This window comes from Streptomyces sp. NPDC007875 (assembly GCF_042868035.1).
GTDB classification, from domain to species: Bacteria; Actinomycetota; Actinomycetes; order Streptomycetales; family Streptomycetaceae; genus Streptomyces; species Streptomyces antimycoticus.
This window is the reverse complement of the sequence record NZ_JBIADZ010000012.1, coordinates 191,094-206,996: the sequence shown is the minus strand read 5'-3', so window position 1 is coordinate 206,996 and position 15,903 is coordinate 191,094. Positions and strand designations below refer to the sequence as shown.

Below are 15,903 nucleotides of genomic sequence, written 5' to 3'. Positions count from 1 at the left end.
CACGTCGGCCTCGACTGTCCCTGCCGAATTTAGACGTAGTAGCTGTTACGTGAAAAAGTGGAACCGTGGGTAGACGACCGCAACCGCAGATCAAGGAGAGGCTGCTCGACGCCTGCGCTGATCACGCCCTCGCGCACGGCCTCCCCGGCCGGCTCGAGCCGCTGGCCACCGCCACCGGCACCTCGGCCCGCATGCTGATCTATCACTTCGGTACCCGCGACGCCCTCCTGCGGGCCGTCCTCGGGCACGCGCGGCAACGTCAGCTCGACACATTCGGCGACCTCCTGCGGGCGCGACCCGGCGAGCCGTACACGGCCATCCTGAACCGCGCCTGGATCTCCATCACCGGCCCGGACGGGCAGCCGTATCTGCGGATGTTCGGTCAGCTGCGCGAGAGCGCGGAGCAGCAGTTGTGGCCCAACTTCCGGCGCACCGCGACGACCGACTGGCTCGGGCCGCTCGAGGACGGCCTGCGCAGCATCGGTCGGCCGGATCTCGCGACGCTCGTTCTCGCCGTCATCCGTGGTCTCCTCATGGACCTCGACGCCACCGGCGACACCACCCGCACCGACCGGGCCTTCCACGACTTCCTCGACTCCCTCGACGCGGTCGAGCACCTGTCCAGCGGCCACCGCTCAACCGCTTACCCCTCCCAGGGGCGCGCCGGCGCCAATACGACCGGCACCGACACGGCCTCGGGCACATAGTGCTGGGTCGCCCACTTGTCTCCGAAGGCCAAGACCGATGTGACGCCATGGCAGGTTGGACAGCGGGCCGAGCGCGAACTGCCGTGCCCGGCGCCGTGGTTCGACCCGCGTGAACCGTCCCCGCGATGCGGCCCATAAGGGCCTCGGGCCCGTCCCGCCGCCCGGCAGCGTCTACGCCCTGCCCCGCGACCGCCGCCCGATCTTCAGTCTTCACACCCGGTGATCAGCGGTGTGCCGCGGCCACCGCCGGACCGGTCCACCGTTCTGATCACGGCCTGCTCGTGGAGTGCTGCTCGGCCCAGCCGGTGGCGGCCACCACCTCGCGCGCGATGTCCGCGACAGCCCGCCCGTCCGTCGCCACCCGCACCGCGTCCGCCGGGGCCCGCTGGTCCAGCAACCGCGCCTTACGGGTACTGCTCTCCCATTCCGTCTCCAGCTCCGAGCCGATTTCCCGGTGCTCCAGCCGCTCCCGCGTGGTCGTGTCGGTGGCCGTGAGCAGAACCCGCACGATCCGCACCCCGCTGCCCATGGCCCGCTCGAACATGCCGGTCGCCTCGGGCACCACGCTCAGTGTGTTCGTATAGATCAGACGCCGGTAGCCGCGGCGGGCGTAGTTGGTCCACACCGCAGTCAGATTGCTTTCAGTGATCTCCGCACGGTGCGGATCTCCTTCCGGAGCTGGATGCACCTGCCCCATGAAGTCACCGTCGATGACTGCGTGAGGGACCGCCGCACCTCGCAGCAACGCCGAAACCTCCCACCCCACCGTCGTCTTGCCGACCCCGGCCCGCCCTCCGATGAGGAGCACTTCCGCGTGATCCATGGACGCAGCCTGGCAGCCCGCCTCCGTCTCACGCGATCGAATATCGACGTGTTTTGCAGAAGCGGGCGGTCAGGTCGCGCCGGTCCTCACCCGCGAGCGTCTTTGCCCGGGCCGGGCTGATGTGCGCGGGGCCGACGTGCGCGGCATTCTTCGGCTTCGCGTGACCGGCCGAGGAAAATGAGCAGGTCGGCGAGGTCTTCTGCCGCGTAGGGGTCGCCCAGGTCGATGGCGACGCGATAGAGGGACACGGCTTCGTCCAGGCTGCCCATCTTCCGCGCGAGCGTGGCCAACGCGTGCGCCGCGTGCTTTGAGCCGTTGTTCAGTGCCCGACGGTACAGCGCGGCGGCCTCGGCCAGACGCTCCGCCCTTTCCAGCAGAGCGCCGAGATTCAGCGCGGCGTAAGGATCACCACTCCCGAGCGCACTGCGATACAGGGCCTCGGCCTCGTCGACGCGGCCCTCTTTCTCCAAGAGAATGGCGAGGTTGTTCGCGGCATCGAGATGGCCTTTACCGAGCGCCTGACGGTACAGGGACTCGGCTTCCTGGACACGACCGAGCTCACCCAGCAGGAGCGCGAGGTCGTTCGCGGCGTACGGATTTCCCGCGCCCGCCAGGGGACGCCAGGCCTTTTCGGCGGCATGGGGCGCGACATCCTGGGCGTTCCTGGCGATGACCCATCGATCGGCGTCGGCATCCGTATGGGCGAGCGCGGCTTCCCAGACCGGGTCCGGAATTCTTGAATCCGCGTGGTCGATCAGATAGTCGAAGGCCAGCCATGTGTCTGTGCCCGCTGGAAGGAGAAGGCTGGTCACTCCATGGCGCACCTTCGACGCCCAGTCGAATGCCGTGGCCACCGATTCGAGCCGCGATACGGATCCTTCAGCAGGCAGGTACCACTGATGCACATCCTCCAGTACGGCCCTGGGGTAGGGGCCGCGGAGACCGCAGCGGGTGAGGTCGACGGCCGCCCTCACCAAGGCCGTCCCGCGGGCATGGCCGTTCCCGGGACCGGCCCGGCGCCATTCCTGCAACAGGGAAGGCCCCGCCGCCAGGTATTCGGCGACTCCATACGTGCCGTGGTGGGTGAGCGCGTCGAGAATACGAGGGTCGTCACAGCGCTCGGCGCGGGAAAGCTCCTCGTCGCTCCAGAGCCGGTCCAGATCGATGACCTCGGCCGCCCGCAGCAGTTGGGCCCCGGATCCGTGGTCGCGTGCGGCACTGGCCTTTTCGAACGGCTTGAGCCGCATCGTCGCGACGACCGGCACCTTCAACCGTGTCAACGCGGCCATCACGTTGATTTGCAGTCCGCCGGGCCGCAGATACCGTTCCAAGTCGTCCAGCCACACCACACACCGCGAACCACCGCGCTCGATGGACAGCGGTAGACCGGTCACATCGTTGTCCGACGACGGCGCGCACACGCGGTAGGCCGGCAACACCGCTCGTACCGCTTCGAATGCGGCCCGGGTCTTTCCGGCCGTGGAGTCGCCCACCACGAGGACCATGCCGCCGTGCCGGTCGGCATCGACGATGCGCCGACGGATCCGCTCGTCGGCATCGCGTGCGATGTATGGCGGGACGTCACCGTCCCCGCCACCGGTACCCGGGCGGGACGGGTGCGTGCCCGCCACCAACGCCTGCCAATCGCCGGCGAGTGGCCAGTCCCTCGGATCTTCCGGGCAATGAGGCGGGTTCGCGCAGGACGATGTGATCGTGAGGTTTTCCAGGTTGTGGGCCTGTACCGCTGCGCCGAAGCATCCCCCGGAGATGTCATTGCGCCCCATGCCGGTCACAATAGCCGCGGCCGCGAAGACGGGACCATGGATCCGGTTACTGACCTTGTACAGGTGAATGCCGTCGTGGCAGGTCGGAGATGAGTCCGTGGCCGCAGGCCCGGCGAACGGATCGGCCGAGCCGATCGTTCCTCGCAGCCCTTCGCCACCGAGCGCAAGGCGATCTCCCAGGTCCTCAGCGTACTGCGCGACACTGCAGGCATGACCTACGTCAACGACAAGACCGGCTCTCCGCTCGCCCTCCAGCGCTGGGTCAGCGGCCGCTACATCAAGGAGAACATGAACCCCGACCTGGACTGGACCTACCCCTGCATGGGCGCCGCCGGAAACTGACCCGGAGCAGGATGAGCACCCGCGCCGCCCCCGTACTTTCCTCGACCGAAGCCGCATACCCGACACTCCTGCCACTGAACCCGATCGGCCAGGCCGGTGGGGATGGAGACGAACTCGACATGCAATCACCGAAGAGGCCCTCCGGAGAACCGGGAAACGGCTCGGCGGACACCGCACACGTCATCCCGATGGGCACGCTCGAACCACAGCGGTGGGCCAACGGACGAGGCTGGACCCGCGAGATCCACCGTGAGCCCGCCGCGGCTTCCCCGGAGGCGGTCACGTGGCGGCTGAGCCTCGCGGACATCGAGGACGCCGGCCCCTTCTCACCCTTTCCGGGGATGGAGCGCCACCTGCTGTCGGCCGCCCCCGTGCCCCTCCAGCTGTCCATCGACGGTGCCGTCCATGATCTGCGTTACACCCAGATCGTCACGTTCGGCGGGACCGCCGAAGTGGCCACGACCGCAGTTCACGGCAGGGCGCAGGCGCTCAACCTCATGGTGCGCAGCGGCAACCGAGGCAGCCTCGATCTTCTCCGGGGCGACGCGCAGCTGTCGGTCTCGGCCGCGTTCGCCACCGCTCTGGTGGTCCTCGACGGCGTCGTCGCGCTCGACGGCCGACGGCTGGAGCGTTTCGACAGCGTCCTTCCTGGCGCCGAAGGGACGCGCCTGACTCTCCAGGGCGCGACCGTGGCCCGTGTGCGCGTCGAGACGTCGGCTCCGGATGCCGCGCCCGCCCCCGCCTAGCGCATCAGGCGCTCACCGCGGCTGCGGGACCTGCTGAACGGCTGACAGGACAGCCACCGCCGTGCGGCAAGGGACTGGCCGTTGCCGCACGGCGGCCCGCTGATGAGTCATCCCGAATGGTGACGGTGCGTTCTGGAGGGGTGGAGGAAATGCGCCGCGCCACCGCGACGACCCTGCTCACCGCGCGACGTCAGTTCGTACTACCTGGCACCGAAGGCAGCCTGATCTACCCAGGCCTTCCGCAGTAGCCCCGCTGGAAGGAAGCCCAGAAGTCCTCGTCGATCCCGGTGTCGGCTAAGGAGTTCCAGTTGGTGTGGGCGATGAGTTGGTCGCGCCCGTCGCGGCTGTTGAGGGCGAAGGTCAGGTACCCGAGTGCGGTGCCGCCGTGGCCGTACGCACGGCCGCAGCCGGTGGCGTAGACGTAGACGCCCAGGCCGTAGGCGACGGCGGGCGGGGCGCTTCCGGTTGTGGGGACCGTGTCGGTGAGCATCCGGCGAAGCAGGTCCGGAGGCAGGAGGCGCCCTTGCAGCAGGGCCCGGTAGAAGCGTGCGATGTCGGCCGCGGTCGTGACGAGGGCGCCCGATGCCCCAGCCTCGGACGGGCTGAACGCGGTGACGTCGAAACGGGTTGGGTCCGGCGCGTTCGGCAGCAAGAGGGAAACGTCCGCGTACCCGTGTACGTGGGCTCCGTCGATGGCGTTCTGCGCCAACGGGTAGGAGGTGTCACGCAGCCCGAGGGGGGCGAAGACGCGGCGTTCGAGGTTGGTGCGCAGATCGCGGTCGGTGATCCGTTCGACGATCAGGTCGAGCAGCAGGTAGTTGGTGTTGGAGTACCGGAATCGGGTGCCGGGAGCCGGGAAGTACCGGGGTTGGGCAAGACCGATGCTGATCAGCTGGTCGCGGGGCCAGTACTGGTCAACACTGCGGAAGTGGGGAAGCAGCCCGTCGATGTAGTCGTACAGCCCGCTCGTGTGGTTGAGCAGCTGGCGGACAGTGATGGGCGCACCGGACAGTGCGTTGTCGGTGCGGATCTGGTCGGGCAGCAGGCTCTGCACGGTGTCGTCGAGTCGTAACCGGTGCTCGGCGACGAGTTGCAGGACGACCGTTGCGGTGAAGGTCTTGGTGACGCTCCCGGTGCGGAACTTCAGGTCCGGTGCCATCGGCGTGCCGGCGGATCGGTCGGCGACGCCGGCCGCGCCGAAGCGGTCGTCCGAGCCATGGCGGGCTCGCAGGAAGGCGCCTGGGTTGGGGTTCGGGTCGGCCACCACCTGGTCGGCCAGGGCCTGCAGGGCCGGGTCACGGCGGCTGCCGGCCGTCTGTCCGGCACTGGCCTGGCCCGCAGTGGCCATACCGGGTGGCAGCAGGAGAGCAAGAGCAAGTCCCAGGCCTAACAGGCGGGCTGGGTGTCGTCGGATCATCGCAAGGGCCCTCCCTGGTAGCAATATGTGTGTACGGTTATAGCACGCGGTACCGTCCTCACGTGCCGAGAGTTGCCGACCATGACGCCCGCCACGGGCAGATCACCGACGCCGTCCAACGCCTGATCGTGCGACACGGCCTCACCTCCGTGACCGTCGCGCGGACCGCCGCAGAAGCCGGCATGTCCGTCGGCCTGGTGCAGCACTACTTCACGGCAAAGGACGAGATGCTGCTGGCCACGTTCACCCGCGTCAACGGGCGTTTCACCGCACGAGTGGACGAGCTGGTGAACCGAGGCGAGGCCGAGGGCCGCACCATCGCCGAGATGCTGCGGCAGGCGCTGACCGAGCTCATACCGCTCGATGACGCCCGCCGCGCCGAATTCCTGGTCCGTCTCGCCTTCGCAGACCAGGCCGCGCACAACGTCCGCCTCGCGGGCGTCCAGAGAGAGACCCTCGTGGGCATCCGCTCACGCGTCGCCCAAGCCATCAAAAATGGCACGGTATGCGGCGAGGTCGCTCAGGGGATCGACGCGGCTGACCAGGCCCTGCACATCGTGGCGTTCGCCGAAGGGCTCGCCCTGCACACGCACATCGACCCCGACGGCACACCGAAACCGGCGATCCTCGCCGTGCTGGACGACCAACTCGGCCGCGTATTCACCGGAACCTGCCGACGCGCCCAACTCGGTTAAAAATCCGCAGGGCGGCACTCTGGGACACACTCGACGGCGTTGCCACGGTGGACGGCTGCCACCCTCTGATTCGGCCAAAGGAAGGATTTGGCACACCCAGGTCCGCCTGGCCTCGGGCCGGCTGTGGCCCGGAGTGCCTAGGCTGTCACCCGCTACGCAAGGGCGGTGCCATGGATGCTGACTCCCGGACCAGAGCCGCGATCGAGGAGCATTGGCGGGCCTCGGAACGCGGGAACACCGAAGCCGAGCACGCCATCTACGCCACGGACGCGATCCTGGACTACCCGCAGTCAGGTGAGCGGTTCCGGGGCCGAGCGACGATCTCGGCGCAACGCGGCGGGCACCCGGCCGGCCGGCACTTCACCGTCCAGCGGATCACCGGCCATGCGAATCTGTGGGTGAGCGAATGCCTCATCACCTACGACGGTGTGCCTTCGTACTCGGTGAGCATCATGGAATTCGCCGACCAGCACGTGGTGCACGAGACGCAGTACTTCGCCGAGCCCTTCGGCGTGCCGGCCTGGCGAGCCGCGCTCGCGGAGCCGATGCCGGGCCGGACCATCGACGGAGCCTGATTCTTGGCCTGGCTCGGGTGGACGATGGCGGAGGCCGCCGGCATGGGGAGAGGCTGTCATATGGATGCGTGGGTGAGCTCGTGGGCCCGCTGCCACAGCCGCGCAGCGAGATCCGCGTCCGCGGTGGGGGCACGCAGTGGCTCCGGCTCGAGCCGGTTGTAGAAGTCGTTTCTCAGTTTGCCGCGGTCGGTGGTGGCGATCCTGATGATTGGCTCGGCGCCCTCCTCGGGTGACCGCGTCAGGCGTCGACCGATCAGGCTTGCCTTTGCTGCCGTGATCAGTGCGGAGTTGCGGTCGAGGCCGGAGCGGACGGTGCCGGGGTGGAACGCAACAGCGGTCATTGGGCCTTGACGACCTCGCCGCCTTGGTGACGACCCGGCCCAAGCGGATGCAGTACCTGCCACCCCCCTGCCACGGGCGAGCGGCGCAACGTCCAAAGGGGGCTGGCCGCCTTGCACACCAGCGGGACAGGATTGGACCCGTGATGCGCCATGCCCACGAGGATGCCGAACTGCTGGCCCTGGTCCGACGCTATGTCACCCCCGGACGGCGATATCTGAAGCTCAGCGGCGGCTTGCTGCGCATGCGAGGTCCTGAGTACGACCGATTCGTGCGAGATCTCGGCGAAGACGCGGGACTCATCACCGCTCACGAGATCGCCACCCTCTTGGAGGGCGGTTGGCGGGAGCGGAGGACTGCCGCATGGCTTGTGGCCGTCTCCCGCCGGACCGAGTTCCGTGAGCGCCTCGGTGAACTCCTGCTGGCCAGCGAGGTGTGCTGTGCTGGGCTGGCCTATTGCGTGGCCCTGGCCCGCTTCGGCACGCCGCGCGACGCGGATCTGCTTGCCGCCTACCTTGATCGCTATCTTCGCCGTCCAGACCTCGCATACGACCAGACCGTGGCCATGGGCGCTCTCGTGTTCATCGACCTGCATCTCGGAGGGGACCGAGCCGCGCCTTTCCTGAGCTCGGGTGGCTTGTGGCAACAGTGGCTCCAGGATGCGTCCCACATGCAGGGCACCGTGGACCCCGCCGGCTACCTGAGCCTGATTCGCCGGCTCTGCGCCTTCGTCGCCGAATGCTCCGAAGCAAGGTGAAGGACTTATGGCAGCGGACTCCTCGTTTTGTTCCTGCCCGGAGTCAATGGTGAATTGCAAGGTCAGTAAGTCGGATAGCCTGGGAAAATGTTGACCGAAGTCACCGCGATCCGCTATGTCACGCCCTTGCGTGAGGGCGGATCGCTGCCGGGCATCGTCGAGGCCGATGATCTGGGCACCTATGTCATGAAGTTCACCGGCGCCGGGCAGGGCCGTAAGACCCTCGTCGCCGAGGTCGTCTGCGGTCAGCTGGGCCGCCGTCTGGGGCTGCGGGTCCCGGAGCTGGTGCGGATGCAGCTGGACCCGGTGATCGGTCTGAGCGAGCCCGACCAGGAGGTGCAGGAGCTGCTCAAGGCCAGTGGCGGGCTCAATCTGGGCATGGACTACCTTCCCGGCTCGCTCGGCTTCGACCCGCTCGCCTTCGAGGTGGGTGCGGAGGAGGCCGGCCGGGTGGTGTGGTTCGACGCGCTCATCGGCAATGTGGACCGCTCCTGGCGCAACCCCAACATGCTGGTGTGGCACGGGCAGTTGTGGCTCATCGACCACGGCGCCACGATGATCTGGCACCACGGCTGGCGCGGCCTGGACAAGGCCGCCGGCAAGCCGTACGACGCCTCCGAGCATGTTCTCGCGCCGTTCGCGCCCGACGTCGCCGCGGCGGCCGAGGCGCTGGCGCCGCTGATCACCGAGGAACTGCTCACCGAGGTGGTGGCGGACGTCCCCGACGAGTGGCTGACCGACGAGCCGGGGTTCGACGGGCCGGACGCGGTGCGCCGCGCCTATGTCGAGGTGCTGCTGGAGCGGGCGTCCACGGTCGGGGCGAGGATCACGCTCGGCGAGCGCGCCGGTGAGGAGCCGTCCAAGGCCCCGGAGTGGCTGCGGGTGTGGGTCGAGGGAAAGGCGTCGAAGTGAGCGGGTTCCACAACGGCCGGGATGTCTTCGAATACGCCGTGCTGCGGGTCGTCCCCCGGGTCGAGCGCGGTGAGCAGATCAACGCGGGCGTCGTCGTCTACTGCCGCGCCACGTCCTTCGTGGCGGCTCGAGTCCATCTGGACGAGGACCGGCTGCGCGCCCTCGACCCCTCGGCGGACGTGCGGGCGGTACGGGCCGCGCTGCGCGCGGTGGAGTGCGTCTGCTGCGGGGGAGAGCAGGCCGGTCAGGCGGCGGGGGAGGACCCGGGACGGCGCTTCCGCTGGCTTGTCGCGCCGCGCTCCACGGTCGTCCAGCCGGGGCCGGTGCACACGGGGCTGACGGCGGACGCGGAGGCGGAGGTCGAGCGGTTGCTCGATCTGCTGGTGCGGTGACACACCGGGTGAAAGTGCCCGGAGGTGAGCGAGTACATAAGGGCGGTCGTTGACAGGCGGTGGCGGGCCTCATAGCGTCTCGTGCGCAGGAGAGACTAAGCGGTTGCTCACTCCCGGGGCCGGGACGGTGAGCCGCCATCGATGCGAGGGAGAACCCGCATGTCCACCACCGAGCAGCGCGTTGCCATCGTGACGGGCGCGGCCCGCGGCATCGGCGCGGCGACCGCCGTGCGCCTGGCCGAGGAGGGTCGCGTCGTCGCCGTGCTCGACCTCGACGAGGGGTCCTGCGCGGACACCGTGGAGAAGATCACCGAGGCGGGCGGCAAGGCCATCGCCGTGGGCTGCGATGTGTCGGACGCCGAGCAGGTCGAGGCCGCCGTCGCGCGTGTCGCCGAGGAGCTCGGCGCGCCGACGATCCTGGTCAACAACGCGGGCGTGCTCCGCGACAATCTGCTCTTCAAGATGAGCGAGTCCGACTGGGACACCGTGATGAACGTGCATCTGCGGGGCGCGTTCCTGATGTCGCGCGCCTGCCAGAAGCACATGGTGGACGCGGGCTTCGGCCGGATCGTCAACCTCTCCAGCAGCTCGGCGCTGGGCAACCGCGGCCAGGTCAACTACTCCGCGGCCAAGGCCGGAATGCAGGGCTTCACCAAGACCCTCGCCATCGAGCTCGGCAAGTTCGGCGTCACCGCCAACGCCGTGGCGCCCGGGTTCATCGCCACCGACATGACCGCCGCCACCGCCCAGCGCGTCGGCATGGGCTTCGAGGACTTTCAGAAGGCCGCCGCGAGCCAGATCCCGGTGCAGCGGGTCGGTGAGCCCGGTGACATCGCCAACGCGGTCGCCTTCTTCACCGGCGAGGCGGCCGGTTTCGTCTCCGGCCAGGTCCTGTACGTGGCCGGCGGCCCGCTCAACTGATCAGGAGTCACCCAGCAGATGACCGCGCAGATACAGGACAGCGGCAAGACCGCGCTCATCACCGGGGCGAGCCGGGGAATCGGCTACGCCATCGCCGAGGCGATGGTGGCCCGCGGTGACCGGGTGTGCATCACCGGGCGCAACGAGGACGCGCTCAAGGAGGCCGTGGAGCGGCTCGGGTCCGACCGTGCGATCTACGCCGCCGGGAAGGCCCATGACCAGGCGCACCAGGCGGCCGCCGTCGAGCGGACGATGGAGGCATTCGGGCGGATCGACCACCTGGTCAACAACGCCGGCACCAACCCGGTGTACTCGCCCATCGCGGATCTCGACCTCGATGTGATCCGTAAGGTCTTCGAGACCAATGTCGTCTCGGCACTGGGCTTCGCCCAGCGGACCTGGAAGGCATGGCAGCAGGAGAACGGCGGCACGATCGTCAACATCGCCTCGCTCGCCGGGATGTCGTCCTCGCCCTTCATCGCGGCGTACGGCGTCAGCAAGGCCGCCATGATCAACCTCACGGTGCAGCTCGCCCAGGAGTTCGCCCCGCGGGTCCGCGTCAACGCCATCTCTCCGGCGGTGGTGAAGACCAAGTTCGCCACCGCCCTGTACGAGGGGCGGGAGGAGGAGGCCGCCGCGGCCTATCCGCTGAAGCGGCTCGGCGCGCCGGAGGACATCGGGGGCGCGGCCGCGTTCCTCACCTCCGACCAGGCGGCGTGGGTCACCGGCCAGACGCTCGTCGTGGACGGCGGCATCCTCCTGGGCGCCGGGATCGGCTGACCGGCGCCGGGTCCCACCCCGCGCCATGGGCACCGCGGGCCGGTGCCCGGTCCACATGAGGCTGGGCATCGCAGGTCGGTGCCCGGTCCACATGAGGCGTTGTCAGCGGCCGCCGGTAGGTTCTGTGCCCTAGACGGAACACGACCGGAGGTTGTAGACGTGCCCTATGTGCTGCCCGAGTCCTGGCGCGGGGTCCTCGGCGAGGAGCTGGAGAAGCCCTATTTCAAGGAGCTCACCGAGTTCGTCGAGGAGGAGCGGGACAAGGGGCCGGTGTACCCGCCGCGCGATGAGGTGTTCGCCGCCCTGGAGGCCACGCCGTTCGACCAGGTGAAGGTGCTCGTCCTCGGGCAGGACCCGTACCACGGCGAGGGTCAGGGCCACGGCCTGTGCTTCTCGGTGCGGCCGGGCGTCAAGACCCCGCCGTCGCTGCGGAACATCTTCAAGGAGATGAAGGAGGAGCTCGGCCACCCGGTGCCCGACAACGGCTATCTGATGCCGTGGGCGCGGCAGGGCGTGCTGCTGCTCAACGCGGTGCTGACGGTCCGGGGCGGCGAGGCCAACTCCCACAAGAGCAAGGGGTGGGAGAAGTTCACCGACGCGGTGATCCGCGCGGTGGCCTCGCGCCCCGATCCGGCCGTCTTCGTGCTCTGGGGGAACTACGCCCAGAAGAAGCTGCCGCTGATCGACGAGTCGCGGCATGCGGTGGTGAAGGGGGCGCACCCGTCCCCGCTGTCGGCGAAGAAGTTCTTCGGCTCGCGCCCCTTCACCCAGATCGACGAGGCGGTCAAGGCCCAGGGACACACCCCGATCGACTGGCGGATCCCGGACATCGGCGCCTGAGGCGACCGCACGGCTAGAGCGTGTAGTCGAAGCTGTAGGGGATCTCGGTCTCCCCGCGTACGGCGGCGAAGGTGCCCGATCCGGAGAGCCCGGCCAGCTCGCCGGTGCCGGATCCGGGCACCACCTCGAAGGTGCAGTGGACGGTGGCGTCCTCGCCCCAGCTGCCGTGCTGCAGGACGACGAAGCTGCCCGTCCGCCCGTCGAGGGTGCCGGTCAGCAGCTCGTAGCCGCAGCAGACGCCGGTCTTCTCGGACAGATAGGTGATCGCGTAATTGCAGCTGGTCCGCGGCGCCTCGATACCGCCCGAGAAGGCGTTCGTCACCACGGCCTGGGCCAGCTTCGCGCCGCCGTCCTCGGCCTCTTCGAGGGCCGTCTCCTTCCAGTCGGCGTAGGTGAAGTGGCCGGTGGTGTGCGTGGTCATGGCGGGTCCTTTCAGGGGCAGGTCAGGGGCCGGATCTGCGGTGGATCGGCTGTGGAAGCCACTCTGGCCGCCGTACCTGACATCTTTTGTCAGGTACGGCGCCCACAATGGACCGCATGCGCGCCGACCGCCTTCTCTCGCTGCTTCTGCTGCTGCAGAACCGGGGCCGGATGACCGCGCCCGAGCTCGCCGCCGAGCTGGAGGTCTCGGTGCGCACCGTCTACCGCGATGTGGAGGCGCTGAGCGCGTCCGGTGTGCCGGTGTACGCCGACCGCGGCCCGGCCGGGGGCTACCGGCTGCTCGACGGCTACCGCACCCGGCTGACCGGGCTCACCGGCGACGAGGCCGACTCGCTCTTCCTCGCCGGGATGCCGGGCCCGGCCGCCGAGCTGGGCCTGGGCGCCGACCTCACCACGGCCCAGCTCAAGCTGCGGGCCGCGCTCCCGGCCGAGCTGGGGGAGCGCTCCCGCCGCATCCAGGAGCGCTTCCACCTCGACGCGCCGGGCTGGTTCCGGGACGCCGAGTCGGTGCCCCATCTGGCGGCGGCCGCCGAGGCCGTATGGGAGCTGCGGGTCCTGCGGGTGCACTACCGCCGCTGGCGCGGCGAGGTGCGGCGGGAGCTGTGCCCGCTGGGCCTCGTCCTCAAGGGCGGCATCTGGTACCTGGTGGCGAGGGTCGAGGACACCGTGCGCAGCTACCGGGTCTCCCGGATCCTCGCCGCCGAGGTGCTGGAGGAGGTCTTCGAACGGCCCGCCGGCTTCGACCTCGCCGCCTACTGGGGGGAGTCGTCCCGCCGCCTGGAGTCCTCGCGCTTCCACGGCGAGGCCGAACTCCTGCTCTCCGAGCGCGGGGCGAAGCTGCTCCCGATGCAGTTCGGGGCGGTGGGCGCGGAGGCGGTGGCCGCGGCGGGCCCGCCCGACGACCAGGGGCGCCGGCGTGTCGTCCTCCCCGTGGAGTCGCTGCCGGTCGCGGTCCACGACATGCTGCGGCTGGGCACCGACGCCGAGGTGCTGGGCCCGCCCGAGCTGCGGTCGGCCGTCGCCCGCGCCGTCGCCGAACTGACCCGCCGCTACGGCGCGCCGAAGGACGACACCCCCGGGGCCCCGCCGAACCACGACACGCCGAGCGGGGCATGGCGAACGGTGCATGATCCGCAGGACACCCCCTAGCTTCGCTCGAAGGACGGGAGGCCGCGATGACGGAAGCGCAGCGGGAGGCGCCCAAGGGCGATGCCGTACTGACCCGGATCGGGCAGGCGGTCATGCTGCACCGGGGCGGTGACCGGGAGGAGGCACGCAATCGCCTCGCCGCGCTGTGGCAGGAGATCGAACGGGACGGCGCCCCCTTCCACCGCTGCGCCCTCGCCCACTATCTGGCCGGCACCCAGGACGATCCGCTCGACGAGCTGATCTGGAACCTGCGGGCGCTCGCCGCCGCCGACGGGCTCACCGGGGCCCTGGCGCCGCGTGCGTTCTTCCCCTCCCTCCACCTCAATGTGGCCACCGGCTACCTGAAGCTGGGCCAGGAGGAGGCGGCCCGGGGCCAGTTGGCGCTGGCGCGGGCGGCCGCCGGTGCGCTCGGCGAGGACCCGTACGGCGACGGGGTACGGGCCGCCATCCTGCGGCTGACGCTGGCTCTGGAGGGCACCGTCGAGGACTAGGGACCAGAGGCCGACCAGAGGCCGGAGGCTCCGGCCGCCGGCGCGGCGACGGCTACTCGGCCGCTCCGTCCCGGGTGCGCTGATAGTGGCGCCTGGCCTTCATCCTGTTGCCGCAGACCGCCATCGAGCACCAGCGGGCCTTGTTGGTCTTGCTGCGGTCGAGGAGGAAGCGCCGGCACTCCGGGTTGGCGCACGGCCGCAGCCGTCCGGACATCGTCTCCAGCAGCGCGCTCCAGGCCATCACCGCCTCCACCGCCATCCGGCGCTCCTCCGGGGCGTCGAGCTCCCAGGACACCCCCTCGGAGGAGACCCCCGGCCGGGAGGTGACCCCGTCGAGGAGCGGGGCCAGTGAAGCGGCCGGCCGGCCGCCGCGCACCACGTCCTGCAGCGCGTCCCGCGCGCGCAGGAGCCAGGCGTGCTCCTCCGCGGTGCCGCTGCCGCCGTGCGCCTGCTGCCAAGGCCTTGCCGTTTCCGGATCCGCCAGCTGGTCCTGGACGACCCCGCGGACCACCGGTGTGCTGTTGAGGAGTTCCAGCAGCGTGTCCTGCTGCTCCTGCGTGGTCACCATGACACGTCCTAACCGTTTTGCCTCGTGTGACAGGTTAGCGCAGCGTGCGAGCGGTTGCGCCGGGCGCCGGACGGCGATGCGGTGGCGGCACCTCGGTGCCGACCGCGCTGGCCGGCGGCCGCGGACGGGCGGAGGCTTGAATCAGGGCGCCGGTCCGTTTCCGCCCCCTATCTGCCTCGTTGTGGGCCGAGAGTGCGGGGCGCTTCGTATGGCGACGGCGGCCCGACTTCAACCTAACCCCTTAAATCTTCTTGACTGGTTAGCTGCGGCGTGCTCGACTGGGTTATGTAACCACTGAAGTCGCACAGAAAGGTTAGAGTGATGACTGTCGTCGTCCACCACCGCACCGCCACCGTCGATGGCCTGGAGGTCTTCTACCGAGAGGCCGGCGACCCCCAGGCCCCCGTCGTGGTGCTGCTGCACGGCTTTCCGACCAGCTCGCACATGTTCCGTCACCTGATCCCGGCGCTCGCCGACCGGTATCGCGTCATCGCCCCGGACCACATCGGGTTCGGCCAGTCGGCGATGCCCTCCCTGCAGGACTTCCCCTACACCTTCGACGCCCTCACCCAGGTCACCTCGGGCCTCCTGCGGAAGCTGGGTGTCGACCGGTTCGCGATGTACGTACAGGACTACGGCGCCCCCATCGGCTGGCGGCTCGCACTGCGCGACCCGGACCGCATCACCGCGATCGTCACCCAGAACGGCAACGCCTACGTCGACGGCTTCGTCAAGCCGTTCTGGGACGGTGTGTTCGCCTACGCCGAGGCCCCCGGACCGGAGACCGAGGCCCCCATGCGAGGCGCCCTGACCGCCGAGATCACGCGCTGGCAGTATCTGAACGGAGTCGCCGACCCCACCCTGGTCAGCCCCGACAACTGGGTGCACGACCAGGCGCTCCTGGACCGGCCCGGCAACGACGAGATCCAGCTCAAGCTCTTCCGCGACTACCCCACCAACGTGGACCTCTACCCGCGGGTCCAGCAGTACTTCCGCGACTCCCGGGTCCCGCTGCTGGCGGTCTGGGGCGCCAACGACGAGATCTTCGGCCCGGCGGGCGCGGAGGCGTTCGGCCAGGACCTGCCCGACGCCGAGATCCACCTGCTCGACTCCGGACACTTCGCCCTCGAAAGCCATCTGCAGCCCATCGCCGAGTACATCCGCGACTTCCTCGGCCGCGTCCTCGTCTGACCCTGCCAGGTGCCGGGATCGCAGCGTTCGGGC

The 15,903-nt window shown here is 69.6% G+C and carries 20 protein-coding genes; 14 read left to right on the top strand and 6 right to left on the bottom strand.

Annotated features, from left to right (window positions below; genetic code table 11):
* Positions 1-65 precede the first annotated feature (65 nt).
* Positions 66-707, top strand: a complete 642-nt coding sequence (locus ACFYOY_RS25410; protein WP_388589751.1) for a TetR/AcrR family transcriptional regulator — start codon at positions 66-68, stop codon at positions 705-707.
* A 268-nt stretch (positions 708-975) separates the two neighbouring features.
* On the opposite strand, the gene ACFYOY_RS25405 is transcribed toward ACFYOY_RS25410, so the two are convergent.
* Together ACFYOY_RS25405 and ACFYOY_RS25400 are read right to left on the bottom strand one after the other, a co-directional pair.
* Positions 976-1,530 carry a hypothetical protein gene (locus ACFYOY_RS25405; RefSeq protein ID WP_208905908.1) on the bottom strand — a complete coding sequence of 185 codons (555 nt, stop codon included), beginning with the start codon at positions 1,528-1,530 and terminating at the stop codon, positions 976-978.
* Between the two features lie 86 nt (positions 1,531-1,616).
* The gene (locus ACFYOY_RS25400; protein WP_388589748.1) at positions 1,617-3,314 is read right to left on the bottom strand and encodes a tetratricopeptide repeat protein; all 1,698 of its coding nucleotides are present in this window, start codon (positions 3,312-3,314) and stop codon (positions 1,617-1,619) included.
* A 210-nt stretch (positions 3,315-3,524) separates the two neighbouring features.
* On the opposite strand from ACFYOY_RS25400, the gene ACFYOY_RS25395 reads away from it, so the two are divergent.
* Both ACFYOY_RS25395 and ACFYOY_RS25390 read left to right on the top strand, forming a co-directional pair.
* Positions 3,525-3,656 carry a hypothetical protein gene (locus ACFYOY_RS25395; RefSeq protein ID WP_351888441.1) on the top strand — a complete coding sequence of 44 codons (132 nt, stop codon included), beginning with the start codon at positions 3,525-3,527 and terminating at the stop codon, positions 3,654-3,656.
* A 119-nt stretch (positions 3,657-3,775) separates the two neighbouring features.
* Entirely contained in the window at positions 3,776-4,402 is a 627-nt protein-coding gene (locus ACFYOY_RS25390; protein ID WP_388589745.1) for a HutD family protein, read from the top strand.
* 226 nt (positions 4,403-4,628) lie between these two features.
* Here the strand turns inward: ACFYOY_RS25390 and ACFYOY_RS25385 are convergent, their stop codons facing one another.
* Positions 4,629-5,750, bottom strand: a complete 1,122-nt coding sequence (locus ACFYOY_RS25385; protein ID WP_388589742.1) for a serine hydrolase domain-containing protein — start codon at positions 5,748-5,750, stop codon at positions 4,629-4,631.
* A gap of 131 nt (positions 5,751-5,881) precedes the next feature.
* On the opposite strand from ACFYOY_RS25385, the gene ACFYOY_RS25380 reads away from it, so the two are divergent.
* Positions 5,882-6,514: a TetR/AcrR family transcriptional regulator gene (locus tag ACFYOY_RS25380; RefSeq protein WP_351888432.1), complete on the top strand. Its 633-nt coding sequence runs from the start codon at positions 5,882-5,884 to the stop codon at positions 6,512-6,514.
* 170 nt (positions 6,515-6,684) lie between these two features.
* Positions 6,685-7,089, top strand: coding sequence for a nuclear transport factor 2 family protein (locus ACFYOY_RS25375; RefSeq protein ID WP_388589739.1), 405 nt, complete (start codon positions 6,685-6,687; stop codon positions 7,087-7,089).
* Between the two features lie 56 nt (positions 7,090-7,145).
* Here ACFYOY_RS25375 and ACFYOY_RS25370 read toward each other — a convergent pair whose 3' ends face one another.
* On the bottom strand, positions 7,146-7,430 hold the full coding sequence (locus ACFYOY_RS25370; RefSeq protein ID WP_388589735.1) for a hypothetical protein: 285 nt from the start codon (positions 7,428-7,430) through the stop codon (positions 7,146-7,148).
* Between the two features lie 143 nt (positions 7,431-7,573).
* Here ACFYOY_RS25370 and ACFYOY_RS25365 point away from each other — a divergent pair, with 143 nt between their 5' ends.
* From ACFYOY_RS25365 to ung, 6 genes are all read left to right on the top strand, one after another.
* The gene (locus tag ACFYOY_RS25365; protein ID WP_351888685.1) at positions 7,574-8,185 is read left to right on the top strand and encodes a DUF6000 family protein; all 612 of its coding nucleotides are present in this window, start codon (positions 7,574-7,576) and stop codon (positions 8,183-8,185) included.
* A gap of 87 nt (positions 8,186-8,272) precedes the next feature.
* On the top strand, positions 8,273-9,097 hold the full coding sequence (locus tag ACFYOY_RS25360; RefSeq protein ID WP_351888424.1) for a HipA family kinase: 825 nt from the start codon (positions 8,273-8,275) through the stop codon (positions 9,095-9,097).
* Positions 9,094-9,489, top strand: coding sequence for a DUF3037 domain-containing protein (locus ACFYOY_RS25355; RefSeq protein WP_351888421.1), 396 nt, complete (start codon positions 9,094-9,096; stop codon positions 9,487-9,489). The genes ACFYOY_RS25360 and ACFYOY_RS25355 overlap by 4 nt, the downstream gene beginning before the upstream one ends.
* A gap of 159 nt (positions 9,490-9,648) precedes the next feature.
* Complete coding sequence (fabG, locus tag ACFYOY_RS25350; protein WP_093469078.1) at positions 9,649-10,410, top strand: 3-oxoacyl-ACP reductase FabG; 762 nt, start codon at positions 9,649-9,651, stop codon at positions 10,408-10,410.
* Between the two features lie 18 nt (positions 10,411-10,428).
* Positions 10,429-11,190: an SDR family oxidoreductase gene (locus tag ACFYOY_RS25345; protein WP_351888418.1), complete on the top strand. Its 762-nt coding sequence runs from the start codon at positions 10,429-10,431 to the stop codon at positions 11,188-11,190.
* 159 nt (positions 11,191-11,349) lie between these two features.
* Positions 11,350-12,030, top strand: coding sequence for a uracil-DNA glycosylase (gene ung, locus ACFYOY_RS25340; RefSeq protein ID WP_351888415.1), 681 nt, complete (start codon positions 11,350-11,352; stop codon positions 12,028-12,030).
* 13 nt (positions 12,031-12,043) lie between these two features.
* Here the strand turns inward: ung and ACFYOY_RS25335 are convergent, their stop codons facing one another.
* Entirely contained in the window at positions 12,044-12,451 is a 408-nt protein-coding gene (locus tag ACFYOY_RS25335; RefSeq protein ID WP_351888412.1) for a DUF3224 domain-containing protein, read from the bottom strand.
* A gap of 107 nt (positions 12,452-12,558) precedes the next feature.
* Between ACFYOY_RS25335 and ACFYOY_RS25330 the strand changes: the two genes are divergently transcribed.
* Both ACFYOY_RS25330 and ACFYOY_RS25325 read left to right on the top strand, forming a co-directional pair.
* On the top strand, positions 12,559-13,620 hold the full coding sequence (locus tag ACFYOY_RS25330; protein WP_351888409.1) for a WYL domain-containing protein: 1,062 nt from the start codon (positions 12,559-12,561) through the stop codon (positions 13,618-13,620).
* A gap of 26 nt (positions 13,621-13,646) precedes the next feature.
* Positions 13,647-14,111 (top strand): hypothetical protein, encoded by a 465-nt coding sequence (locus tag ACFYOY_RS25325; protein ID WP_351888406.1) that lies wholly within the window; start codon positions 13,647-13,649, stop codon positions 14,109-14,111.
* 52 nt (positions 14,112-14,163) lie between these two features.
* Here ACFYOY_RS25325 and ACFYOY_RS25320 read toward each other — a convergent pair whose 3' ends face one another.
* Complete coding sequence (locus ACFYOY_RS25320; protein ID WP_388589729.1) at positions 14,164-14,679, bottom strand: CGNR zinc finger domain-containing protein; 516 nt, start codon at positions 14,677-14,679, stop codon at positions 14,164-14,166.
* A gap of 321 nt (positions 14,680-15,000) precedes the next feature.
* Here ACFYOY_RS25320 and ACFYOY_RS25315 point away from each other — a divergent pair, with 321 nt between their 5' ends.
* Positions 15,001-15,870, top strand: coding sequence for an alpha/beta hydrolase (locus ACFYOY_RS25315; RefSeq protein WP_351888400.1), 870 nt, complete (start codon positions 15,001-15,003; stop codon positions 15,868-15,870).
* Positions 15,871-15,903 lie beyond the last annotated feature (33 nt).